A 25367-nucleotide genomic window follows, 5' to 3' on the forward strand; every position below is an offset into this window, starting at 1 on the left:
AACTTGATAATGATTTATCCTAGCGAAGAAAAACTCTATGCCCCAATCGAATGGCAAGATTGCTCAGAAGGGTTTGACGACATTCTCTATCACAAGTCGTCAGAAGGGATTGCAAAGATTACGATTAACCGTCCACAGGTGCGTAACGCATTTCGCCCACAGACCGTAAAAGAGATGATCCAAGCGTTAGCTGATGCGCGTTATGACGATAAAATCGGTACTATTATTTTGACGGGTGAAGGCGAAAAAGCATTCTGTGCAGGGGGAGACCAAAAAATTCGTGGGGATTACGGCGGGTATCGTGATGAAAGTGGTACTCACCATCTCAACGTCCTAGATTTCCAACGCCAAATTCGTACTTGTCCAAAACCTGTTGTGGCGATGGTGGCTGGCTTTGCTATTGGGGGTGGGCACGTATTACATATGATGTGTGACCTAACGATTGCCGCGGATAACGCGATTTTTGGTCAAACAGGTCCTAAAGTAGGCTCTTTTGATGGTGGCTGGGGTGCATCCTATATGGCACGCATTGTTGGTCAGAAAAAAGCGCGTGAAATTTGGTTCCTGTGCCGCCAGTATAACGCTCAAGAAGCATTGGAAATGGGCTTAGTGAATACGGTTGTACCATATGCCTCTCTTGAAAAAGAGACCGTACGCTGGTGTCGTGAAATGCTTGAAAATAGCCCAATGGCACTACGTTGTTTGAAAGCGGCACTCAATGCAGATTGTGACGGTCAGGCAGGCCTACAAGAGTTGGCTGGCAATGCAACTATGCTGTTCTATATGACAGAAGAAGGTCAAGAAGGACGCAATGCGTTTAATGAAAAACGTGCGCCAGATTTCTCTAAATATAAGCGTAATCCATAATGCGTAAGGCAACACTTTACGCGTTTAGCCTGCCGATGGAGGCAGGCGTTATCCTGCGCTACCAACGCCTGAAAACTCGCGATGGGTTGTTGGTTCGCTTACAAGAAGGGAATAATGAAGGGTGGGGGGAAATATCACCGCTCCCCGAATTTAGCCAAGAAACGCTGGCGGAGGCAACAGAAGAAGCCAAACATCGGCTTGCCGAGTGGGTAAGTGGTAAGCCACTAGCGGAAAGCCTGTTACCGTCGGTAGCTTTTGGTTGTAGTTGTGCATTGGCCGAATTATCGGGGGAACTTCCTGAGCAAGCCGACTACCGCAAAGCACCATTGTGTAGTGGTGATCCTGATGACTTGATTTTGCGTCTAAGTGCAATGGAAGGCGAAAAAATCGCTAAGGTCAAAGTCGGCTTGTATGAGGCGGTACGTGATGGCATGGTGGCGAACCTATTACTGGAAGCGGTGCCTGACCTAAAATTACGTCTTGATGCTAATCGTAGCTGGACGCGTGCAAAAGCAGATGGCTTTGCGAAATATGTAAACCCTGCTTATCGCGATCGTATTGACTTCCTTGAAGAGCCTTGTAAAACACGGGAAGAATCACTGCAATATGCCGCAGATACTGGCATTGCCATTGCATGGGATGAAAGTGTGCGTGAGGCTGATTTTAGGGTGGAGCCTCAACCGGGAGTTGCGGCGATTGTGATCAAGCCGATGTTAACCGGTAGCCTTGCTTATTGCCGCCAATTAGTCACAGAGGCTCATCATCACGGTCTGCAAGCGGTGATCAGCTCATCGATTGAAAGTAGTTTTGGTTTGACTCAGTTAGCGCGCATTGCTAATGCATTAACGCCTAATACGCTACCGGGGTTGGACACATTAGATTTGATCCAGTCTCAACTGATACGCACGTGGCCAAATAGTTCACTTCCAGTGAAGCAATTAGATGAATTGACTATCGAATGGCAGAGTTAGTATTTTTCCAAGACTGGCCTTGGCAACATTGGGCCAGTCATCGACCTGAAGCAGTGGCATTAATTACCGATATTGAGCCATTGACATGGGAACAACTGAATCAACGAGTGATGAGGCTCGCTTATCACTTTACTCAACAGGGTTTACGTGACGGACAAACCGTAGTGTTGCGCGGTAAAAATAGTGTAGAACTGTTATTGAGCCAACTTGCAACATTGTATTGTGGGGCGAAAGTTTTGCCTCTTAACCCTCGTTTACCTGAGTCTTTACTGGCAGAACTGTTACCACATCTGAATATTGATTTTGCTATCGATTTTGATGATGGTTTACTGGCTAAGTTTACTTACCCAATTTTAGCCGTGTCAGAGCGAGCGGTAACGGCGCATGAGTGGGAACACCATCTGCCTCACTTTTCTCATGCGAAGACCCAACCCGCCACTTTGATCTTAACATCTGGCTCTACGGGGTTACCAAAGGCGGCAGTGCATAATGTGCTTGCTCACCTCGATAGTGCAAATGGTGTGTTACAGGCGATGGATTACCAACAGCATGATTGCTGGCTGCTTTCTTTACCGTTATTTCATGTTTCAGGGCAAGGTATTTTATGGCGTTGGTTGCTGCGCGGAGCGCAACTAGCAATACGCTCAACACCGCTTATCGAAGCATTACAAACGGTTACCCATGCGTCTTTGGTTCCGACACAATTGTGGCGGTTACTCAATCAAACGGAAACATTATCACTATCTTTAAAACAGGTTTTACTTGGTGGCGCGACGATCCCGACTGCATTGACTGATCTTGCCTCACATAGAGGCATTGATTGCTGGAGTGGTTATGGTATGACAGAAATGGCTTCGACCGTCTGTGCAAAACGTGCAGATGGTAAGAAAGGGGTTGGCCTTCCACTTAAAGGGAAACAGTTGCGCTTAGTCGAGGGAGAAATTCAGGTTCGTTCACAGAGCCAAGCGATGGGATATTGGTTTGATGGAAAAATGATGCCATTAAAAACTATCGAAGGTTGGTTCAAAACCAATGATAGAGGCGCATATATCGACGATGAGTATCATGTGATCGGGCGGCTGGATAACTTATTTATTAGTGGTGGAGAGTGTGTTCAACCGGAAGATATTGAAGCGGTGATTAATAACCATCCAGCGGTGAGTCAAAGTTTTATTATTCCAATTGATGATGTGGAGTTTGGTCAAAGGCCCGTTGCCGTGATTGAGTTCAGCGATAAATGTGAATTAGACACCATTCAAGGTTGGCTAAAAGGCAAACTAGCACCTTTTCAATATCCTGCTCATTTTTTTCTATTAGAGGACAGCTTAAAAGGAAGCGGTATTAAGGTATCGCGCCAGCAAGTGAAAAATTGGGTGTTACAGCAACCCGACCTGATTCAGTCAAAAGAGAATTTAGGACTGTAGTTTATCTATTTTTGATGAAAACAGGGGTGATAAAGCATCGTCAGAGTTAGATGGGCTTGTTTCGTCAATAGTGCAAACTAATCACTAATTTCCGGCATGGCTCATAATAAACGTCAGGCTCAAGATAAGAGCCTGACGTTTAACTAAGCGTGATTATTTAAGGGCATTTAACGCTTTTTCTACGCCCGCACCATATTCAGGGTGAACTTTTTTGAACAGGTCAATTTGGCGTTTTTGTGTCTCTTCAGAAGCCTCAATCAACTCTCCTGCAAGACGTTTGAACATGCGTTGATGCTCTGCATCATCAAGCAGTTCATATAATGCACGCGGCTGACTGAAATAGTCTTCATCTTCGCGATGGTTCCAATGATCAGCTGCACCTTCAAGCGTCAATGGTGGTTCACTGAAATTAGGCTGCTCTTGGAACATACCTGCACTGTTTGGTTCATAGGTCACACCATTACCACTGTTACCATCAACACGCATTGCACCATCACGATGATAGTTATGGAATGGGCAACGTGGTGCGTTAACAGGGATCTGGTAGTGGTTAACACCTAAACGATAACGCTGAGTGTCGCCATACGAGAACAAACGACCTTGCAACATTTTATCCGGAGAGAAACCGATACCTGGAACAATATTTGCTGGGTTAAAGGCAGCTTGCTCAACATCGGAGAAATAGTTAGCAGGGTTACGATTTAATTCAAAGTAACCGACATCAATTAATGGATAGTCTTTGTGAGGCCATACTTTAGTCAGATCAAAGGGATTATAAGGCACTTTTGACGCTTCGGCTTCTGGCATCACTTGAATTTGTAGCTTCCAGCGTGGGTAGTCACCTTTATTAATGGCATCAAACAGGTCACGCTGAGAACTTTCACGATCTTTACCGATGATCACTTCTGCTTCATCATCCATCAAGTTCTCAATGCCTTGCTGACTACGGAAGTGGAATTTAACCCAGAAACGTTCATTTTTATCATTGATAAAGCTATAAGTATGGCTACCAAAACCGTGCATATGACGGTAGCTACGAGGTATACCTCGGTCACTCACGTCAATGGTCAATTGATGAAGTGATTCTGGTAAATGAGAGAAGAAATCCCATTTATAAGCCATTGAGCGCATATTACTGTATGGGCAGCGTTTAACCACGTGGTTCAAATCCGGAAATTTCAGCGGGTCACGCAGATAGAACACAGGGGTGTTATTACCAACCAGATCCCAGTTACCTTCTTCTGTGTAAAATTTTAATGCGAAACCACGGATGTCACGCTCAGCGTCTGCCGCACCACGTTCACCGGCAACCGTTGAAAAGCGTGCGAACATATCCGTTTGTTTACCGACAGCAGAAAAGATATTTGCACGGGTATAACGGGTAATATCATGTGTAACAGTAAAAGTACCGAATGCGCCTGAACCTTTAGCATGCATACGGCGCTCAGGAATAACTTCACGGTCAAAATGGGCTAATTTTTCTAAAAACCAAACATCCTGTAATAGCATAGGGCCGCGAGGGCCTGCCGTCATCACATTATTATTATCAACAACAGGTGCGCCAGATGCAGTCGTGAGACCTTTCTTTTTCATCACAATACTCCAGTAAGTTATAGACAATAAAACTAAAAAATGCATTTATTTCGTTCGAAATATAATGCTTTCCATGCATAATGCCTTATTATCATTGGATTATAGTTGATTAGTTAAAGTATAACTAATACATAGTACCAATTACTGTGATAACTGATTAAAAATCAATAGGAATACTCAGCGTCGTTGTGAATGGTGTTGTTTTAATGACTGAAAAGTAAAAAACAGTAATAACTACTGAGAATTGGATTTATATATTGTAGTATGACTAAATAACTTCTATTAATGGGGCAATGATATGCGTAAAGGATTATTTCTCGTTGCAGCGGCAGCATCATCAATGATGTTCGTCGGGGCTGCACAAGCTGTTTCTGTTAATGCAAATGTGGGTAAGCATTATACTGAACTCAATGCAGGCATTGGTACTAAAGGCGCAGGCCTTGCATTTGATGGCTCATGGGCGCGTAGTGATCATGATGGTCAAATGGGTAGCTTAGGCGCAACCTTTGGTTTGCCTCTAGGTCCATTTTCAGCCTATGTTGGTGGTAAAGCCTTATATTTATCACCTGAAGACAATAAAGATGGCATGGCGCTAGCAGGTGGAGCCGGTCTTGGATGGCAAGTGATGCCTTCTTTGAATATTTATGGTGAAGCTTATGGTGCTCCGGCATCATTAACATCGGGAAGTCAATCTTATACCGAAGCAAAAGTCGGCGCACGCTATACTGTATTTAAACCGCTTTCAGTTGATGCAGGCTACCGTGTCATCGATATTAAAGGTACGCATGACAACCCAAGCAACAAAATTGCTGACGGTTGGTATGTGGGAGCAGGTCTAAGCTTCTAATTACTGGTTGTAATATAGCGGAACCCGTACAGTTTGGAGTGACGCTATAAAATCGGATATCAAAAGCCCCCCAATAGTTGGTTGCTATTGGGGGGCTTTTCCGTTTAGTGAACGGTACGAGCTTTGTTTTTGACGCTAAATTTAGCCTACATTAGGTAGGTAGCCTGCAACGATAGCAAATTGAATAATGATCACTGCAAAACCGCATAATAAAACCAGACGGAGCAGAGTAGAGCCGCCTTTAACTCGGTAATGAGCTTGCTTATCGATAGGTTTTTCAACGGCTCTAACTTGCATTGTCAATAATGCGGGGATGATCAGGGCTAATACAGACAATGCAACCGCCGCATAAGTTAACGCCTGTACGAAACTACTAAAAAATAACGCTGCTAATAACGGAGGTAAAAAAGTTAACAAGCCTGTCTGAATACGCCCAATGAGGCTATCATTCCGTTTAAATAAATCAGCAAGGTAATCGAATAAACCAAGAGCAACCCCTAAAAACGATGTGGCTAGCGCTAAATCCATAAACAGATTAACGGCAATATTAACGCGTGGAGCCGTAACGACATCACGAATGGCGGTGAGTAAGCCATCTAGGCCAGACTTTTGCGCCAAAATCCCTAAAAATGTGTTAGAAGGGATCGACCCTAAAGTGGCTATCTGCCACAAGATATAGGCAACTAAAGGGATCGCACTCCCTGTAATGAAAATGATACGAAGTTTACGCACATCGCCATTCATGTAATTCACAAGGCTAGGCACGCTACCATGGAAACCAAATGAGGTGAAGATGACTGGCACTGCCGCCAGCAGTAGCCCTTTTTCAGCAGGCATACTGCCTAAGTTGACGGTTTCAACGTGGGGTAACATAACAGCCAACATAATGATTAAAAAGATAATTTTAGCTGTAAATAGTAGGCGGTTAATAAAATCGACAGAGTGCGTACCAATACAAACAACAGCACCACCGATAAGCGTAAATAAGATAATTGATGTTTTGGTCGACAGATGAATATCCCACCACGAGAGTAGGCTGTTGGAGATCAGGACACCTGCGCCACCAATATAAGCGGTAGTCAGCGCGTACATCAGAAGTAACATACTTAAGCCTGTGACGATTTGTCCAATAGGCCCAAGGTATTTTTTCGCGATTGATCCCAAGCCCATATCTGGTGGATTGTATTGATAAACCTCAACGAGCAGTAATGAGGTATAACTCATTAACATCCATAGGCCGACAAGTAGGCATGCAATACCTGTGAAACCGACACCCGCAGCGGCAAGTGGCATAGCCAGCATCCCTGCACCTATTGTTGTTCCTGCAACGATTAAAACGCTACCTAGCGTGCGATTTTTCACAAATTCCTCTGATTAAAAGTCGTGGATTTATTAGCTGAGCAGATTATGCGATCACAGTTTTTCTGTCAAATCTAAATTACAATGAGTGTAAACATAAAATTACACACGCGCGTATTTCTTATAAAGGAATGGTGAAAATAGCAACGAATTATTCGTCCTAGTTAATGAATAATCGTTATTGATATGGTGATTAAAGGTAAATATATCGGATTTTAAATGTTAACGGATGTTAATTAATTGATTGATATATATGATGTTTTAGATTAACAGGACAGTATCTCAGGAACCTAAGATAAATTTTGTGACGGGGTGGGAAAATCGAATTGAAAAATAAGATTAAATTCTTTAACCAGTTAATATAAATCAAATCTGTGTCAATCTTTCATCCCGATAATGTAAGGAAACATTAATTGAAAGGATGAACTTATGGACTTTTTGATACAACTTGCCATTATCCTCGTCTGCTTGTTCTACGGAGCAAGAAAAGGGGGAATGGCTCTCGGGCTGCTAGGCGGCGTTGGCTTAGTGATACTCGTTTTTGGTTTTGGTTTACCTCCTGGAAAACCGCCTGTTGATGTTATGCTTGTGATCATCGCTGTTGTTGCAGCATCAGCGACTCTACAGGCATCAGGCGGTTTGGATGTCATGCTACAAATTGCAGAACGACTACTACGTAAAAATCCAAAATACATCTCTATTGTGGCACCTTTTGTTACCTGTATTTTAACCATTTTGTGTGGTACAGGGCATGTGGTGTATACCATCCTTCCTATTATCTATGACGCGGCGATAAAAAATAATATTCGTCCTGAAAGACCGATGGCGGCCAGTAGTATTGGTGCACAAATGGGGATTATTGCCAGCCCTGTCTCTGTTGCAGTGGTGTCCTTAGTGGCGATGTTAAATGGCATCACCATTAATGGTAAATCGCTCGAATTTTTAGATCTCTTGGCGATTACCATTCCATCGACCCTAATCGGGATACTGGCAATCGGTATTTTCAGTTGGTTCAGAGGGAAAGATCTCGATAAAGATCCGGAATTCCAAAAGTTTATTTCGGTACATGAAAATTACGAATATGTGTATGGCGACAGCGCGACACTACTCGATAAAAAGTTACCGAAAATCAATTGGGTTGCTATGTGGATTTTCCTCGCTTCTATTGGGGTTGTTGCGATTTTGGGGGCGGTTTCTGAATTAAGGCCATTGGTCAATGGCAAACCACTGTCAATGGTACTTGTGATACAGATGTTTATGCTGCTCGCTGGTGCGCTGATCATCATTATTTGTAAAACAAATCCGGCACAGATTTCGAAAAATGAGGTTTTTCGTTCAGGAATGATTGCCATTGTTGCCGTATATGGTATCGCTTGGATGGCAGAAACAATGTTTGGCGCGCATATGGATCAAATCAAAGGCACGCTTGGGGCATTAGTCAAAGACTATCCATGGGCTTATGCCGTGATCCTCTTATTGGTCTCTAAATTTGTGAACTCACAAGCAGCCGCTTTAGCTGCGGTCGTTCCGATAGCGCTCGGCATTGGTGTTGATCCTGCCTATATCATCGCATCTGCGCCTGCTTGCTATGGTTATTATATTCTTCCGACTTATCCAAGTGATTTAGCCGCTATTCAATTTGACCGTTCCGGTACGACTCGGATAGGTAAATTTGTGATTAACCACAGCTTCATTCTGCCCGGCCTCATTGGTGTTGGTGTCTCTTGTGTGTTTGGATGGGTATTTGCAGGATTATATGGTTATCTATAATCTGTAAGTGACGTGTTTAATTAACAGCGATGGCGTAAAGAGAGCGTCATCGCTGTGAGGTTTTAACCGATTTCGATGTCAGAAAGGGGATGGCAACAACAAGGTAAAATCTCACCGTCTTGTACAAAGGCAAGCGGTTTTTGTTTATAGCCCACTCTCCCTTTTAATAGCATGACTCGACATGAGCCACAATAGCCTTCTCGGCACTGATATTCAACAGGAATACGGCTGTCTTCAAGTGCTTCAAGCAGGCTTGTGTGGATCTCGGTGTGGTAAGGTACTTGCACACCCTGCGAGAGCCGCAGGGTGACTTTATGGCTAGCCATAATTAGAGTTCGAAATCACTCAGGTCATCAGTGTTGACTTCAGAGTCAATCTGACCAACCAGATAAGAGCTAACTTCGACTTCTTGCGGCGCAACTTGAACGTTGTCAGACACCAACCATGCATTGATCCAAGGAATTGGGTTTGAGCGTGCCTCAAAAGGTAATTTTAACCCAACAGCTTGCATACGGATATTGGTGATATATTCCACGTATTGGCACAGAATATCTTTATTTAGGCCAATCATAGAACCTTCACTGAACAGATATTCAGCCCACTCTTTTTCTTGCTCAGCTGCATCCACGAACAGTTTATAGCACTCGTCTTCGCACTCAGCAGCAATCTCTGCCATTTCAGGATCATCCTGCCCAGAACGTAACAAGTTCAGCATATGCTGGGTTCCTGTTAAGTGAAGGGCTTCATCACGCGCAATCAGTTTAATAATTTTTGCGTTCCCTTCCATTAGCTCACGCTCTGCAAAGGCAAATGAGCAAGCAAAACTGACATAGAAACGGATAGCTTCTAAGGCATTTACGCTCATTAGGCACAGGTACAACTGTTTTTTCAGTGCACGTAGTGATACTGTGATTTGTTTACCATTGCAGGTGTGAGTACCTTCACCAAACATATGGTAATAGTTGGTCATCTCAATCAGCGTGTCATAGTAAGCAGAAATGTCACGAGCGCGTTTTAAGATCTCTTCGTTTTCAACGATATCATCAAAGATGATTGCCGGATCATTCACGATATTACGGATAATATGAGTGTAAGAGCGTGAATGGATCGTCTCTGAAAATGACCAAGTTTCAACCCAAGTTTCTAATTCAGGAATTGAAATCAGTGGCAATAACGCCACGTTCGGGCTGCGACCCTGAATAGAGTCCAGCAGCGTTTGGTATTTCAGGTTACTAATAAATATGTGTTTCTCATGATCAGGCAAGCCATTATAGTCAATGCGGTCACGGGAAACGTCAACTTCTTCTGGACGCCAGAAAAATGAAAGCTGTTTCTCGATTAACTTTTCGAAAATCGGATACTTTTGTTGGTCGTAACGAGCAACGTTAACAGGTTGACCGAAAAACATCGGCTCAAGTAATTGGTCATTTCTCTTTTGTGAGAAAATGGTGTAAGTATGTGACATGACAATTCCTATTAAATTTTACACGCGCCGCCTTCACAATCTGAATCCGCTGACTCAACAACTTCTTCCAGATCACCTTGAACATCTTCCGCACCATCGCGGGTGTTGTGGTAGTAAAGTGTTTTCACACCAAACTTATAGGCGAGCAATAAATCTTTTAGCAATTGATTCATTGGTACTTTGCCTGTTGCAAAGCGCGTTGGGTCATAGTTGGTGTTTGCAGAAATAGACTGATCAACAAACTTCTGCATAATACCGACTAATTGCAAATAGCCGCTGTTTGAAGGCATTTGCCATAACAACTCATAGGCGCCTTTAAGATTCTCATAATCAGGTACAACTTGGCGTAAAATACCATCTTTAGATGCTTTAATGCTGATATAACCACGAGGTGGCTCGATACCATTGGTTGCGTTAGAGATCTGAGATGATGTTTCCGATGGCATCAACGCTGATAAGGTTGAGTTACGCAGACCATATTGTTGGATATCTTTACGTAACGTTTCCCAATCATAATGCAGAGGCTCATCAGTCAATTTATCCAACTCTTTCTTATAGGTATCAATTGGTAGAATACCTTTTGAATAAGTGGTTTCATTGAACCAAGGGCAAGCGCCTTGCTCTTTAGCCAATTCGTTAGAGGCTTTCAATAGATAGTATTGAATTGCTTCAAAGGTTTTGTGAGTCAAATTGTTGGCGCTGCCATCGGAATAGCGAACACCATGCTTGGCTAAATAATAAGCATAGTTAATGACGCCAATACCTAAAGTACGGCGACCCATTGCCCCTTTCTTCGCGGCAATAATCGGGTAGTCTTGATAATCGAGAAGGGCATCCAATGCACGTACAGCAAGCACGGCCAACTCTTCTAATTCATCAAGGTTTTCAATCGCACCCAAGTTAAAGGCTGACAGCGTACAAAGCGCAATTTCACCTTCTTCATCATTGATGTTATTCAATGGTTTTGTCGGCAGTGCAATCTCTAAACACAGGTTTGATTGACGCACTGGTGCAACTAAAGGATCAAATGGGCTGTGAGTATTACAGTGGTCAACGTTCTGAATATAGATACGACCTGTTGATGCACGTTCTTGCATCATTAATGAAAAGAGGTCAACCGCTTTAACACTGGATTTACGGATGCTGTCGTCTTGTTCATAAGCTAGATACAGGCGCTCAAATTCATCCTGATCAGCAAAGAAAGCATCATATAAACCAGGCACATCAGAAGGGCTGAACAGCGTAATATCTTGGTTTTTGATCAAACGCTCATACATCAATTTGTTGACTTGGACACCATAATCCATATGGCGAACACGGTTACCTTCAACCCCACGGTTATTTTTCAGCACTAATAGGCTTTCAACTTCTAAATGCCATAAAGGGTAGAAAAGTGTCGCTGCACCACCGCGCACACCGCCTTGTGAACAAGACTTAACGGCGGTTTGGAAGTGCTTATAAAAAGGGATACAACCAGTATGGAATGCTTCACCGCCACGAATCGGGCTACCTAAAGCACGGATACGGCCTGCGTTTACACCGATACCTGCACGTTGAGACACATACTTAACAATCGCACTGGATGTTGCGTTGATAGAATCTAAGCTATCGCCACACTCAATCAATACGCAAGAGCTGAATTGACGAGTTGGTGTACGAACACCAGCCATGATTGGTGTTGGTAGCGAAATCTTAAATGTGGAAGCCGCATCATAGAAACGACGGATGTAGTCTAAGCGAGTCTCTTTTGGATAATGAGAGAACAAGCATGCAGCAACGAGAATATAGAGGAACTGTGCACTCTCATAAATCTCGCCCGTAACACGGTTTTGTACTAAATACTTACCTTCAAGTTGTTTGACGGCAGCATAGGAGAAATTCATGTCACGCCAATGGTCAATGAAACTATCCATTTGCTCGAACTCTTCTTGTGAGTAGTCTTCCAGCAAATGCTTATCATATTTGCCCATTTCAACAAGGCGAGTGACGTGCTTGTACAGCGCGGGTGGCTCAAATTGACCATACGCTTTTTTACGTAGATGGAATATTGCAAGACGCGCCGCAAGATATTGATAGTCAGGCGTATCGCCAGTAATAAGGTCAGCAGCCGCTTTGATCATGGTTTCATGAATATCAGACGTTCTGATCCCATCATAAAACTGAATCTGTGAACGTAACTCCACCTGAGAAACAGATACATTATTCAGGCCTTCAGCAGCCCAAGTGATTACCTTGTGGATTTTATCGAGATCAATGCGTTCTTTATGTCCATCACGTTTTGTGACTAACAGACTCTGGTTCATGAGCAAGTACACCTTGGTTGACCTACAAAATAGCATATTGCTAACGCAAAAAAGCTCATAGATTAACTCTATGAGACTTGTAGTGTTAGATTCAAATTACATACTATATGTAGTGGTTTGTTGATTTTACTATAACAAGATAATGTTAATAAGCGGTTTTATCAAGTGCACAAATCTGAGTCTTCTGTGGATAACTGTAGGGATAAAAAACGTCACCTTGTCGGTAAGCTGCACTAGAAAAGGAATTCTATAAGTGGAAACTCGCAACAGGGTGACGAAAATAAATTTTGCAAAATGCGATCGTTTGCTGTTTTCTTGAACGTAACGCTTGCTATTTATTCGTTGACAGTATGGAGCATATAATTAACGTCCACATTCGGGCCTAAATAGAATTTATCTTTGAGTGGATTATAATGTAACCCCATGATATGCCTATCTTTTAGCTGAGCCTCGTTTGCCCACGAAATCAGTTCAGAAGGGCGAATAAATTTTTTCGCATCGTGGGTGCCTTTCGGAACCATTTTCATCACATATTCCGCCGCAACGACCGCCATTAACCACGCTTTTTTATTGCGGTTGATCGTCGAAAAAATAACATGCCCACCGGGCTTGACCAATTTAGCACACGCACGCACGACCGACTGTGGATCAGGCACATGCTCCAACATCTCCATGCAGGTCACGACATCATAAGCTTGTGGATATTTGTCTGCGTGCTGCTCTACTGTTTCTTGTACGTATTCAACAGGGATCCCTGACTCTAATGAGTGCAGGCGTGCGACCATCAGTGGGTCCGCCCCCATATCAAGTCCCGTCACATCGGCACCTTCACGTGCCATACTTTCAGATAAAATTCCGCCACCACAGCCCACATCAAGTACTTTCTTACCAAATAAACCATCAACCCGTTGCATAATATAGCCAAGGCGAAGCGGATTAATGCGATGAAGTGGGGCAAATTCACCTTCGAGATCCCACCAGCGAGAAGCAATAGCTTCAAACTTCTCAATTTCATGCTTATCGACGTTCTGATACGCGGGGGTTGAAGTATCATTCATGAGTGGAGCTCCTGTTCCTAGATAGGTGTCCAAACGTTAATACGCGAATTTATTGAGGCCATAAAACGTTTTTTTGTTGCTCTTACGCAATAAACTCAAAGTATACGGACACATAAAGACATTTTTCCGCTATTATACATAGCTTGAAAGACAAATACTCACTTCTCATTTTTTTTATTAAATTGGCGAATTGTGGTATAGTTCTAAACCTTTGAATCCGAAGTTATGAGGGACAGTGGTTCCATGAGCGACATTGCCAGAGAAATCACACCGGTCAATATCGAAGAAGAACTCAAAAGTTCGTATTTGGATTATGCGATGTCCGTTATTGTCGGGCGCGCGCTTCCAGATGTTCGAGATGGACTGAAGCCAGTACACCGCAGAGTACTGTTTGCGATGAATGTATTGGGAAATGATTGGAATAAACCCTATAAAAAATCTGCCCGTATAGTCGGGGACGTTATCGGTAAATACCATCCACATGGTGATAGCGCTGTTTATGAGACAATCGTTCGTCTTGCTCAGCCTTTTTCTATGCGTTATATGCTGGTAGATGGTCAGGGGAACTTTGGTTCAGTTGACGGAGATTCCGCAGCTGCAATGCGTTATACGGAAATCCGTATGGCGAAAATTGCCCATGAAATGTTAGCGGATCTTGAAAAAGAGACCGTTGATTTCGTCCCAAACTATGATGGTACAGAGCAAATCCCTGAAGTTATGCCTACGAAAATCCCTAACTTATTGGTTAATGGTTCGTCAGGTATTGCTGTTGGGATGGCAACGAACATTCCTCCACACAACCTAGGGGAAGTGATCAGCGGTTGCCTTGCTTATATAGATGATGAAGATATTAGCATTGAAGGTCTGATGGAGCACATCCCAGGGCCTGATTTCCCGACTGCCGCTATCATTAATGGTCGCCGTGGAATTATCGATGCGTACCGTACTGGCCGTGGTAAGGTCTATATTCGTGCGCGTGCTGAGGTCGAAGTTGACGAAAAAAATGGCCGCGAAACGATTATTGTCAGCGAAATTCCTTATCAGGTAAACAAAGCTCGTCTTATTGAGAAAATAGCTGAACTCGTTAAAGAAAAACGTGTTGAAGGAATTAGTGCATTACGCGATGAGTCTGATAAAGACGGCATGCGTATCGTGATTGAAGTGAAACGTGATGCGGTAGGAGAGGTTGTCCTTAACAATCTTTACTCGCTGACTCAGCTTCAAGTCTCGTTCGGCATTAATATGGTAGCCTTGCATCAAGGCCAACCGAAAATCCTTAATTTAAAAGATATTATTGCTGCGTTCGTTCGCCACCGCCGTGAAGTGGTGACTCGCCGCACTATTTTTGAATTGCGTAAAGCACGTGAACGAGCACATATTCTTGAAGCATTAGCCGTTGCATTAGCTAACATTGATCCTATTATCGAGTTAATTCGTCGTGCACCGACGCCAGCAGAAGCGAAGGCAGGGTTGATCGCACGCCCTTGGGATCTTGGTAATGTGGCAGCGATGCTTGAGCGTGCCGGTGATGATGCAGCACGCCCAGAATGGCTTGAAGAACAATATGGCGTACACGACGGTCAATACTATCTGACTGAGCAACAAGCCCAAGCGATTTTGGATTTGCGTCTGCAAAAACTGACCGGGCTTGAGCATGAGAAACTGCTGGAAGAATACCGTGATCTTCTGAAGCAAATCGAAGAACTGTTGTATATCCTACGTAGCCCTGAGCGTTTAATGGAAGTTATTCGCGAAGAGTTAGAAGCTATCCGTGAACTGTATAATGATGCTCGTCGTACTGAGATCACCGAAAATACAGCGGATATCAACATTGAAGATTTGATTAGCCAAGAAGATGTGGTGGTAACACTGTCTCACCAAGGCTATGTGAAATATCAACCACTGTCTGATTACGAAGCGCAACGCCGTGGCGGTAAAGGTAAATCGGCAGCACGCATTAAAGAAGAAGACTTTATTGAGCGCTTGCTGGTGGCGAATACCCACGACACCATCCTATGCTTCTCTAGCCGTGGTCGCCTATATTGGATGAAAGTTTACCAATTACCAGAGGCCAGCCGTGGAGCACGGGGTCGTCCAATTGTGAATCTGTTGCCACTTGAACAAGATGAGCGTATTACCGCTATCTTGCCAGTTCGTGAATACGAAGAAGGCTACTATGTCTTTATGGCAACGGCGAGTGGTACGGTGAAGAAAACGGCATTGCAAGACTTTAGCCGCCCAAGAAGTGCCGGTATTATTGCCGTTAACCTCAATGAAGGCGATGAATTGATTGGTGTTGATTTAACCAATGGTTCAAATGAAGTCATGCTGTTCTCTGCTCAAGGTAAGGTTGTTCGTTTTGCTGAAGATGCGGTTCGCCCGATGGGACGTACTGCAACTGGGGTACGTGGTATTCGTCTAGCCGATGAAGACAAAGTGGTTTCACTGATTATCCCTCGCGGCGAAGGCCATATCTTAACTGTGACTGAAAACGGTTATGGTAAACGTACAGCTGAGCAAGAGTACCCAACGAAATCGCGGGCAACTCAAGGTGTGATCTCAATTAAAGTCAGTGAGCGTAATGGTAATGTGGTTGGGGCTATCCAAGTGGATGAAACCGATCAGATTATGATGATCACGAATGCTGGTACTTTAGTGCGTACACGCGTTTCGGAAGTTAGTGTTGTTGGCCGTAATACACAAGGTGTGACGCTGATTAGAACAGCGGAAGAAGAAAAAGTTGTTGGTTTACAACGTGTCGCTGAAACAGAGGAAGATGAAAACTCTGATGAAGCAGGTGCAGAGGATATACCTAGCACAGACATGGGAACCAATACGCCTGAATAAATGTATGGGTCATTGATTCGACGGGCGGTTTACCGCCCGTTTTGCTATCTAACCATCCAGTTTAACAACTATCGCTTTTTACAACTTTTATCGAGTATACTCAGTCACAGTAACATAGCCTGTGTAGGATAGATCTTGAGATATTTACCGTCATTTAGAACATCATTACGATTATCCCGTGATTTATTCCGTATCCTCGGCTTAATGCTATGGGGAATGGGGGTTTTTATTACCTTATTCTTCCTTTATACCCAATTTAATGAAAGCAAGTCAGATATACGCCAGCAGTTTTATTCAGGGTTTGAAAATATGCAGGCGTTCATTTTGCAAACCGGTACCACATTGCGCTCTATCCAGTTTATGACTGAACAACATGAAGAGCGACTGGAAAATGAACCAAATTACGTCACATTACCTGCCACGGGATCCTATAGCCTGTACCCATTATCACCCGAGGCGGATTGTACCTATTTTAAAAATAGAACCAGTGATTACCTAAACGCATTCGAACAACTCATTTATTTTTGGAAAGACAGTATTGCTGCTCCGCAAGGGTTAAATCATGTCTTTGTAATAGGCTCTAAGAGTTACTGCATGATGGATTTTCCAATCCGTACGACCGTATCTGACATTGAGATCTTAAAAAAGGTTGGCTACGAAAATATACGTTCCTATCAAAGCCTAAGATTACAAGGGCAAGAGCGTAACTTATATACGATTGTTCATGGTGCTCAAACCGATTCAGGGCAGTTGTATCTGATCCAACCTATTTATGTGAGTAGCCTTCTGTATGGGTTTATTGGTTTAGAGAGAACAATCAGCTTAAATCAATTTATACAACGTTCGAATAAATCCTTTGAAGTGGTCGTCCTTAATTCGTATAACCAACCGGTTTTATATTACCCAACGGACTTGAATCCTAAAAATTCCAATTTACTCTCTATTTCTGAGCCTAGTTTTTTTGGCTTTAGCTCCGATTATTCAAAACTGATTTTTAAAAAGCGCTTATCGCCATCATTAATGACAGTGGTGTATGCTGTTCCCACCAGCGAGATATTTGCAGAGCATAGAGCGTCCATTTTTTATAGTATCGTTATTAATATCACCTCTGGCTGCCTGATCTTTTTCCTCATTTGGTTGTTAGAGCGCAAAATGCTAGTGCCAGCCGCGAATACCGCTATTCGCCTTGAAGAGCATGAACAGTTTAACCATAAAATTGTAGCATCGGCGCCTGTCGGCATCATCATTCTAAGGTTAAGCGATGGTGGCAACATTCTGAGTAATGAATTAGCTCACGATTATTTCCGCTTATTAAGTGAAGATGATAAACAGCGCATACTGACAATTATTCGCCAAAAATCGAGTAATTACATTGATGTTGTGACTAGTAGCAGTACGCATCTACAAATAAGCTTTGTTAATTCGCGTTATCAAAACGAAGATGTTGCTATATGCGTACTGATTGATATTAGTATCCGTGTTCAGATGGAGAAATCCTTACAAGATGTGGCTGATGCTGCGGAACAGGCTAACCATGCTAAATCCATGTTCTTGGCAACGGTGAGTCATGAATTACGTACGCCACTATATGGTATTATCGGTAATATTGAATTATTACAGCGGCTTGAGTTATCCGATAAAGCGAATCGTCTTGTAACCACGATGGATAATTCATCCTCACTGTTGCTGCAAATTATCAGTGATATATTGGATTTTTCAAAAATTGAATCTAATCAACTAAACATTGAATATAAACTATTTAATTGCCGTGATGTTTTTGCTTTTGTCTTAGCTAACTACTTGCCTTTAGTCGCGAAAAAACAGATAGCGCTTTATTCCTTTATTGAACCTAATGTGCCTGATTTGCTATTGAGTGATGCGGTAAGGCTACAGCAGGTGATATCGAATATCATCAATAATAGTATTAAATTTACAGATTCTGGTTTTGTCTTCTTCTATGTTTGGCGTGACGAAAACTATTTAAAGATTGAAATTAAAGACTCAGGGATAGGCATGCCGCAAGCGGTTGTGTTACAACTTTTTGATCCTTTCTTCCAAGTGCATGACCAAAATAATTTGGGGCATAAAGGTACAGGTTTAGGGTTAGCAATCTGTGAAAAGTTGATTAACTTGATGGATGGAGATATTGAAGTTAATTCGCAAATAGGCTTGGGTAGCTCCTTTATTATCCGTATCCCACTTTATGGCCAAAAGTATACCGAACATGCTATTCCGGAATACCGCTTTCATTATCGGATAGCGATTATTTGCCGGAACCAATGTCTTTCTAGCTTTTTAACCAGACTACTTAGACATAACCATTTTGTTGTCTGTGTTGATAAAGAAATTGATAAGGCAGAAAGTTATGATTTATTGATCACCGATAACCAAGACTCTCATGAGTTAAAGAGTAAAAAAGTACTTCATCTGTGTAATCTATATGTTGGTGATTTGCGTGAAGAGTCGCCTAACAAATGGTTATATAACACTTATCAGAATGAAAAGTTACCATCAATCATCGATAAATTTATTTCGAAATCACGAGGTGAGCAGGCTGCAAAAGAAGAGAGCAATAAAGCAAACTCCCTTGAGATAGATGGTTCACTGAGTTCATACCAAGTATTAATTGTTGATGATCATCCAATCAATAGGGTGATGTTAAGCGATCAAATATCCAATATTGGTTTTAGCACTTGTACTGCCGTTGATGGTATTGATGCACTGAAATATCTAGAAAACCATACGGTTGATATCGTTTTAACCGATGTGAATATGCCAAACATGGATGGTTATGGGTTGTCTAAAGCGTTACGAAACTTAGGTTCAACAGTTCCAATTATTGCATTAACAGCAAATGCAATGGAGGAGGAGAAGCAACGTTGCCGGGATGCAGGTATGAATGGCTGTCTATCTAAGCCAACCAAAATCACAACCTTGAAAGAAACCTTATTGAAATTCGTGGGTAATAAATAAGCTACCCGGTAAAAGCGTTAAAGAGAAAAACCCGTTTGTATCGGGTTTTTCAGCAATAACATAAAGGTGATTTATCGATTAATCGGTAGATGAGTTATCGATGCTAACAGAAGACAGGTAGTTAAGTAATGCGATATCGTTGTCGACACCGAGTTTCAACATTGCTGATTTCTTTTGGCTACTAATCGTTTTAATACTACGATTCAATTTTTTAGCTATTTCTGTGACCAAAAAGCCTTCTGCAAAGAGACGTAAAACTTCACTCTCTTTTGGCGATAAGCGCTTATCTCCATAACCACTTGCATTCACTTTCTCAAGTAGCTTACTTACACTCTCAGGGGTAAATTTTTTCCCTTTTTGTAATGCAGCTAAAGCTTTTGGTAGATCAGCAGGCGCGCCTTGTTTTAAAACAATACCTTCAATATCTAGCTCAAGGATTGCACTTAAAATCGCAGGGTTATTGTTCATGGTGAGAACAATGACAGAAAGATCAGGGTAGTGACGTTTAATATATTTGATTAACGTAATACCATCGCCGTATTTATCACCAGGCATTGATAAATCAGTGACTAAGACGTCGGCATTTAAACGCGCTAAGTTATTAATTAAAGACGTTGAATCTTCAAATTCACCAACGATATTGACCCATTCAATCTGTTCGAGTGACTTTCTGATACCGAAAAGAACAATAGGATGATCATCGGCAACAATGACATTTAGGTTATTCATATTATTGGTTACCTTTTGGCATTAGCTTTTCCACTGAAACATCCAGCTCTCTAATGCAATTACTTATTTTTAAGCTATTTCCTTCTGCTATGTAAAGTTCCAAATCTTCACAAAGCTTGTGAAGGAACCTAAAATCTAGCATAGCAAAAACTCCTTTTAAACGGTGTGCTGTGTTTTTCAATTCGGCCAAATCCTCAAGACTTTCACTAGTATACAGTTTATTAATATCTATCGGAACTGTTGTTATAAACAAATCCTTATAATCGCTATTTGATAAAATATTTTGATAAGTTTGAAGTATGCTTTCCATCGATTCATCAGTTGTTGGTGTCGTATCGTGCTGGGAAAGTGGAATTCCGACCACCGACGCCAACTCGTCATCATCGGCTTGTGCATTTTCAATAAGCAAAGATATAGCATCAATCAGCTCATCTGCAAAGTTATAGTTAACTTCTATGTGCTGTGGTGTGATTGAGTTGACACCTGACGTTGTTCCAGAAATTTTTATTATGTTTTTAAACTGATTATCATCATTATCTGTTATCAATAGATCCCAATCCGTATGCGGTGAACTTTCGTGTAAATCTAAAAAGTCTGCACCATAATTAGATAGGATATTTCTGACAATTCGTGATGTATCAATATTGTGAATTGCTAAACGAATATGAATATCTTCGAGTAATGTAGGATAGCTATCGGCAATGATTGCTGATTTTGTAGGTAAAGTTAATTGATAGTGAGAGCCTATTGCAGGGCTGCTTTTAACGGTAAAGCTGCCATTCATCTTTTTACAGATAGCCTTGCATAAATATAGGGTGATCCCTGAGCGGTTAAACCGTGATGCGTTTAATACTTGCCCTGAGAATGGATGCTGAATATTGGCTAACTCCTGGTTTGTCAGGCCCATACCGCTATCTTTAATATCAATAATGATGGTTTTTTTATCTTCCTGATAATTCAGGCTAACGGCAATTTTCCCAAATGCAGTGGTATCAACGGAATACTCTAGGATTAACTGCAATAGATGTTTTAAGTAGGTCGGCTCTAATGAAAATAGAGAATCTGGATTAATATTATTATAGAAGTAGAGCGATAACCCTTTATTTTTAAGGCGGAAAAGGTTTTGTTTTAAGAATTGAGTAAGCAGCAAACTCACCGAGATTTTTTCAGTTTGTAGTTTTCCAGAGGAAGATTCTAAGGAGTTTAATAAGTTAATATTATTAAACCAACGATTAATATGGGTCGTTTGGGCGACTATCGTATCAATAAATTCGTGCTTATCATCTTCAGAAGCTTCAATCAGCCCACCCACCGCTTTATTCAGCTCGGTTAATGAAGGTTGAACTTCATGTTGCATGTTCTCAAACACCACTTTTCTCAGTTGAATATTTTTCTTATATTCGCGATTAGCCATCTCTTGTCGGCGTTGAGTTAATGCCTCTTTATCTTTATCAATAATAATGAAGAGATAAGTATCTTCTAGCATACTGATATTGACAAGGATAACTTCATAAACGTTATTCTCAATCGAGATTTGGATCATATCATGGTTATGGGTCGCCAATTCTTTAATATGGTTGAGATCCATCGAAGGCAATAAGGCGTTTACCACATTATTACTCAGTAATTTTTTATTTGATGTAAAATCATACACTAGAATGCCATAACTAATATTATTGATAATATCGTTATTCAGTGTCTCTTGAAGCTCTAATTGGTGTTGCATGACTGAGTTCGGTGAAATGATCCGGTTACGGATAAAGACGCTTGTAAAGAAGACAAGCAATATCACGACAACCATACAAGTAAGCAGCCATATATTATAGCCAATAACACCGACAATCAGGTCTTTTAACGGTACTCGGTAATAAACTTGATAGTTGCTACCTTCAATATGCTGTGCGAAAACTAAGCTCGTTCCTCGCACCTCAACATTTGTTCCTTTAGCGGTATCATTATTACGTGGCGATAACGAGATATTATCGCCTTTCAGGTTTGTTGGGAGTATCGAGTTGATCGATATATCAAACGAAATCACGCTGGTTAATTGACCAGGTGAATTAAACATCAGACGATAGGTATAATAATAGATATTCTCAGGTGCCAGCTTTTGTAGGTTAGAAATGATCTCTCTTCTATCTAAGAGTGTCGACTGAGTTAGCATATCTGTACGCTTTTCTTCAGCGGTCATTGTCAGATAGCTCTCTTTATAACGTAACTCGGGCTTTAATATAGAGTGCGTGGTGACCAAGATCAGCGTGTTATCAGTGCCATTGAGGTAATACATCGAGTTATATTCATTTCGCGCCCCCCAGACGATTTCCATGTAGTTAGCTAATTTTGTTGCTAATAAGTTATTTCGCTCACTATCACTCCCAAATAAAATTGCATCAATGGTTTGATTTGTACTGCCTAGCCAGTAAACGTCATGACGAATTTTCGTAATACGGGCAGGGGAGGCCGGTGTCGTATTTAAGTTTGTAGTGGCTGGTTTTTCGTTAACCTGTTTATACATCAAGTTAGCTTGGTAACGATAATCCTCTATTTGGTAGGCCAATTGTTTCGCTATGGTATTCAAGGAGGCTTGGCGGCTAAGTAGCCACGAGTGATACGAATTATATAGCGACAGCGAGAGCATCACGACAAGTAGCAGAATAAAGACGTAAAATAGGCGTGAGAGTAAAATGGTTTTTATCAAAGATTGTCTGTACATATTGTGGTGAACTGTCCTGTCGGCAAAAATATATTAATTGACTAAAAATCATACGCCTATGAAAAATTGAGACACCGATTTTGCACAGATATTAGCACTTTTATTATGAAATAGAGAACAATTGAGTGAAGATTAGCCAAACAGAACGAAAAAATCAATTTTTTTACTTTCAGGGGTAGACAAGCTGCGCCGATTCCTCCATAATCGCGCCCCATGGAAGGATGGCCGAGCGGTCGAAGGCAGCGGTCTTGAAAACCGCCGATGGGAAACCATCCTAGAGTTCGAATCTCTATCCTTCCGCCAAATTCGCCGGCTTAGCTCAGTTGGTAGAGCAACTGACTTGTAATCAGTAGGTCACCAGTTCGACTCCGGTAGCCGGCACCAAATAAGAACCCGTTACATTTCATAGATGTAGCGGGTTTTTTCTTGCTTGTAATTCATGTCATTTAACCACCTCTAATAACTGATGGGACATATTTGTGTCATCGTGTGACATTAGCTCGTCTATCTTCATTGCATGTTCAGTTAGATGATTCGGCGCTAAATGAGCATACCTTCTCACTGCTGGCGTTAATGTTCCATCCGCTCTATTTTTCGCCTCCTTATGCACAAACACATACCTATGATGGTTCCCAATCTAACTGCGAAGAACCTTGCACGCAGTATCGTTTAACGCGACGCCAATGGTTTTAGCAAATTAACAATGCCACTTCACATACCAATCTTACCCCTTAGGAAGATTGATATCTTATTTCCTCTTCTTACACACTTTCAGTGTTATTGTGCATGCTGTCATTCAAAGCTTCAATACAGTTTGCTCTAGCAAATGGCCAAGGTGGCTTTTTCTTTTTTGGGTCTTTGCGAGACCCGCTTATCCATCCAGTATTAATCCATTTTTTAGTGTGGAGTACTCACGTATTCAGAAAAAGTTATTGTACTTGAACACACTAATAAAGAACTGAACAACAAAGTTGAATGCATGTCAAACCTGTTCAAAGAAGGCATGACACCAACACAATTCTGTAAAATGCTTAATGGCGTAAATACTCAACAGGTTCAAATGTGGCTAGCAGAACGCAGCTGGTTATATCACGAGACCAAATCAGAGTGAAATTAATCTTCACGGTCATGAGCCATTCATCAAATATCAGCCTGTATTATTGAAGAAAGGTGCTAAACGTCTTTATGAGCTTTATCTTGCAGGTGAGTTACCAATGAAAAAGAATTGGAATGGATTACTTATTCACGATAAAGAATACAAAGCCGTAGCCTAACCACACATAGCCCAAGGATGGGCTTGCAATCCAGATCACATATTACGCCTCTTAACTGAGGTCTTTTGCTTTGTTTTGTTCTTTACGTTAGTTACCATGGCTTAAAACAAGTAGGGGGTAACGTGAATAAAATCTTATTAAGCAGTTTTTTTGTATTGGGTTCATTGCTATCAGTTCCTGCAAATGCAACTGTACTAGCACCTGAAGGTACAGGTGTTGGTGGCGTTTATGAAATGGAAGAAATGAAAAAGCTGATATGTGACGATCAGAATGATAAACAAAAATGTGAAAGGTTTGTATACATAGCAATGACAGGGGCATATACCTATGGAAAAGTAGCTGCGTCATGCGAAGAATGGATGAGAAATGGAGGTATCCCTAATGGGTTTGAAAGTCGCTGTGAGCATGTGAGTAAATTAGATGATTATTTTGATAAAGACCTGGAGTAACTCCACTAAGAATAAATAACGATTTGCTCCCCATTGCACTATATAACATATAGGCTATGGTGAAAGGCTCCTCTAAGTTGATGTGGGGATAGGAATGAAGCGCATCTTATTAGGTTTGACAGTATCTAGATTATTGAGTGGCTGCGTCACTGTGCCATATTCAACTGGGCAAACTGCAATAAAATGGCTTTATCGAACGTTTTAATGGCTCGTTCCATCGTGAATTTTTAAATGCGTATTTATTTGAATCATTGAGTCAAGTTAGAGAATTAGCGTGGTATTGGCAGCAAGATTATAACCAAAACCGAACGCACGAAAGTTTAAATCACCTCCCTCCGGAGGCCTATCGTAAACAGTTAGAAAACTTTAATTTAGTGTGTCTCAATTAATGTGGAGTGGACATACCCGCACAAGAAAATGCAAAAGTTACCAATAGTACAATGTTAAATTTAGGGTTTGTTATACACGCATCTGAAATTCTTGGCTTTAGTGAGATAGTAAAGAAAATTACAATACCAAATTGGCAGCCACAAAATGGCGTTTTTGGTGAAAAGAAAAAACTCTCTCCACATAGAAACAGCCTTTGCGATTGTAATAATGGATATAAAATATAAACACTGTCATGGTAAAATCAAATGAACCCACTTCGGTGGGTTTTTTATTGCCTTAAATGAGGTGTTGCCCTAATATTCATTGGACTTAAGCTAAACTTATTGAGGCAATGG

General features: G+C 41.6%; 16 protein-coding genes, 2 tRNA genes and 2 pseudogenes. 11 read left to right on the forward strand and 9 right to left on the reverse strand.

The genetic code is table 11. The features are described 5' to 3' along the window. Positions 1–9: 9 nt before the first annotated feature. Genes menB through menE form a run of 3 tightly spaced genes read left to right on the forward strand, consistent with a single transcriptional unit; the run spans position 10 to position 3262 of the window. On the forward strand, positions 10–867 hold the full coding sequence (menB, locus tag PR833_RS01170) for a 1,4-dihydroxy-2-naphthoyl-CoA synthase (protein ID WP_004921088.1): 858 nt from the start codon (positions 10–12) through the stop codon (positions 865–867). Next, a complete protein-coding gene (gene menC / locus PR833_RS01175; RefSeq protein ID WP_272525826.1) occupies positions 867–1838 on the forward strand; it encodes an o-succinylbenzoate synthase in 972 nt (323 codons plus the stop codon). Before menB ends, menC begins: the two co-directional genes overlap by 1 nt. Then, entirely contained in the window at positions 1826–3262 is a 1437-nt protein-coding gene (menE, locus tag PR833_RS01180) for an o-succinylbenzoate--CoA ligase (RefSeq protein WP_272525827.1), read from the forward strand. Before menC ends, menE begins: the two co-directional genes overlap by 13 nt. A 153-nt stretch (positions 3263–3415) precedes the next feature. Here menE and PR833_RS01185 read toward each other — a convergent pair whose 3' ends face one another. Then, positions 3416–4855: a catalase gene (locus PR833_RS01185; protein ID WP_121874921.1), complete on the reverse strand. Its 1440-nt coding sequence runs from the start codon at positions 4853–4855 to the stop codon at positions 3416–3418. A gap of 298 nt (positions 4856–5153) precedes the next feature. Here PR833_RS01185 and PR833_RS01190 point away from each other — a divergent pair, with 298 nt between their 5' ends. Beyond that, complete coding sequence (locus tag PR833_RS01190; RefSeq protein WP_004921080.1) at positions 5154–5702, forward strand: YfaZ family outer membrane protein; 549 nt, start codon at positions 5154–5156, stop codon at positions 5700–5702. A gap of 141 nt (positions 5703–5843) precedes the next feature. Here the strand turns inward: PR833_RS01190 and tyrP are convergent, their stop codons facing one another. Then, positions 5844–7004, reverse strand: coding sequence for a tyrosine transporter TyrP (gene tyrP / locus PR833_RS01195; protein ID WP_230088937.1), 1161 nt, complete (start codon positions 7002–7004; stop codon positions 5844–5846). Positions 7005–7490: 486 nt separating this feature from the next. Here tyrP and PR833_RS01200 point away from each other — a divergent pair, with 486 nt between their 5' ends. Continuing rightward, the gene (locus tag PR833_RS01200) at positions 7491–8831 is read left to right on the forward strand and encodes an anaerobic C4-dicarboxylate transporter (protein WP_004921077.1); all 1341 of its coding nucleotides are present in this window, start codon (positions 7491–7493) and stop codon (positions 8829–8831) included. A 62-nt stretch (positions 8832–8893) separates the two neighbouring features. Here PR833_RS01200 and yfaE read toward each other — a convergent pair whose 3' ends face one another. From yfaE to ubiG, 4 genes are all read right to left on the reverse strand, one after another. Beyond that, entirely contained in the window at positions 8894–9157 is a 264-nt protein-coding gene (gene yfaE, locus PR833_RS01205) for a class I ribonucleotide reductase maintenance protein YfaE (protein ID WP_040133284.1), read from the reverse strand. Between the two features lie 2 nt (positions 9158–9159). After that, positions 9160–10296 (reverse strand): class Ia ribonucleoside-diphosphate reductase subunit beta, encoded by a 1137-nt coding sequence (gene nrdB / locus PR833_RS01210; protein WP_004921075.1) that lies wholly within the window; start codon positions 10294–10296, stop codon positions 9160–9162. An 11-nt stretch (positions 10297–10307) separates the two neighbouring features. After that, positions 10308–12599, reverse strand: a complete 2292-nt coding sequence (gene nrdA, locus PR833_RS01215; protein WP_004921074.1) for a class 1a ribonucleoside-diphosphate reductase subunit alpha — start codon at positions 12597–12599, stop codon at positions 10308–10310. A gap of 335 nt (positions 12600–12934) precedes the next feature. Continuing rightward, on the reverse strand, positions 12935–13657 hold the full coding sequence (gene ubiG, locus PR833_RS01220) for a bifunctional 2-polyprenyl-6-hydroxyphenol methylase/3-demethylubiquinol 3-O-methyltransferase UbiG (RefSeq protein WP_004921073.1): 723 nt from the start codon (positions 13655–13657) through the stop codon (positions 12935–12937). 243 nt (positions 13658–13900) lie between these two features. Here ubiG and gyrA point away from each other — a divergent pair, with 243 nt between their 5' ends. Both gyrA and rcsC read left to right on the forward strand, forming a co-directional pair. Beyond that, a complete protein-coding gene (gene gyrA / locus PR833_RS01225; protein ID WP_040133282.1) occupies positions 13901–16504 on the forward strand; it encodes a DNA topoisomerase (ATP-hydrolyzing) subunit A in 2604 nt (867 codons plus the stop codon). Positions 16505–16696: 192 nt separating this feature from the next. Then, positions 16697–19477: a two-component system sensor histidine kinase RcsC gene (gene rcsC / locus PR833_RS01230; protein WP_232626209.1), complete on the forward strand. Its 2781-nt coding sequence runs from the start codon at positions 16697–16699 to the stop codon at positions 19475–19477. Between the two features lie 78 nt (positions 19478–19555). Here rcsC and rcsB read toward each other — a convergent pair whose 3' ends face one another. Further along, a complete protein-coding gene (gene rcsB / locus PR833_RS01235; RefSeq protein ID WP_004921064.1) occupies positions 19556–20206 on the reverse strand; it encodes a response regulator transcription factor RcsB in 651 nt (216 codons plus the stop codon). 1 nt (position 20207) lies between these two features. Beyond that, positions 20208–22919, reverse strand: a complete 2712-nt coding sequence (gene rcsD / locus PR833_RS01240) for a phosphotransferase RcsD (RefSeq protein WP_040133281.1) — start codon at positions 22917–22919, stop codon at positions 20208–20210. 215 nt (positions 22920–23134) lie between these two features. Between rcsD and PR833_RS01245 the strand changes: the two genes are divergently transcribed. Beyond that, positions 23135–23222: transfer RNA gene (locus PR833_RS01245), tRNA-Ser, on the forward strand. 5 nt (positions 23223–23227) lie between these two features. Beyond that, positions 23228–23303: transfer RNA gene (locus PR833_RS01250), tRNA-Thr, on the forward strand. 58 nt (positions 23304–23361) lie between these two features. Here PR833_RS01250 and PR833_RS01255 read toward each other — a convergent pair. Further along, positions 23362–23610, reverse strand: a pseudogene (locus PR833_RS01255) (hypothetical protein); the annotation flags it as partial. 705 nt (positions 23611–24315) lie between these two features. Between PR833_RS01255 and PR833_RS01260 the strand changes: the two are divergent. Further along, positions 24316–24642, forward strand: a complete 327-nt coding sequence (locus tag PR833_RS01260; protein WP_237069631.1) for a hypothetical protein — start codon at positions 24316–24318, stop codon at positions 24640–24642. Positions 24643–24788: 146 nt separating this feature from the next. Beyond that, a pseudogene (locus PR833_RS01265) lies at positions 24789–25031 on the forward strand (integrase core domain-containing protein); the annotation flags it as partial. Between the last annotated feature and the right edge of the window lie 336 nt (positions 25032–25367).

This window comes from Providencia sp. PROV189 (assembly GCF_028480065.1).
Lineage (GTDB): Bacteria > Pseudomonadota > Gammaproteobacteria > Enterobacterales > Enterobacteriaceae > Providencia > Providencia stuartii.

Bases quoted from the DNA above. Each gene is read 5' to 3' on its own strand.
- PR833_RS01200 (WP_004921077.1), top strand. From the start codon at position 7,491: ATGGACTTTTTGATACAACTTGCCATTATCCTCGTCTGCTTGTTCTAC.
- tyrP (WP_230088937.1), bottom strand. From the start codon at position 7,004: ATGCTGGCTATGCCACTTGCCGCTGCGGGTGTCGGTTTCACAGGTATT.
- menC (WP_272525826.1), top strand. From the start codon at position 867: ATGCGTAAGGCAACACTTTACGCGTTTAGCCTGCCGATGGAGGCAGGC.
- rcsB (WP_004921064.1), bottom strand. From the start codon at position 20,206: ATGAATAACCTAAATGTCATTGTTGCCGATGATCATCCTATTGTTCTT.
- ubiG (WP_004921073.1), bottom strand. From the start codon at position 13,657: ATGAATGATACTTCAACCCCCGCGTATCAGAACGTCGATAAGCATGAA.
- rcsD (WP_040133281.1), bottom strand. From the start codon at position 22,919: ATGTACAGACAATCTTTGATAAAAACCATTTTACTCTCACGCCTATTT.
- menE (WP_272525827.1), top strand. From the start codon at position 1,826: ATGGCAGAGTTAGTATTTTTCCAAGACTGGCCTTGGCAACATTGGGCC.
- PR833_RS01185 (WP_121874921.1), bottom strand. From the start codon at position 4,855: ATGAAAAAGAAAGGTCTCACGACTGCATCTGGCGCACCTGTTGTTGAT.
- nrdA (WP_004921074.1), bottom strand. From the start codon at position 12,599: ATGAACCAGAGTCTGTTAGTCACAAAACGTGATGGACATAAAGAACGC.
- menB (WP_004921088.1), top strand. From the start codon at position 10: ATGATTTATCCTAGCGAAGAAAAACTCTATGCCCCAATCGAATGGCAA.
- PR833_RS01190 (WP_004921080.1), top strand. From the start codon at position 5,154: ATGCGTAAAGGATTATTTCTCGTTGCAGCGGCAGCATCATCAATGATG.
- yfaE (WP_040133284.1), bottom strand. From the start codon at position 9,157: ATGGCTAGCCATAAAGTCACCCTGCGGCTCTCGCAGGGTGTGCAAGTA.
- gyrA (WP_040133282.1), top strand. From the start codon at position 13,901: ATGAGCGACATTGCCAGAGAAATCACACCGGTCAATATCGAAGAAGAA.
- nrdB (WP_004921075.1), bottom strand. From the start codon at position 10,296: ATGTCACATACTTACACCATTTTCTCACAAAAGAGAAATGACCAATTA.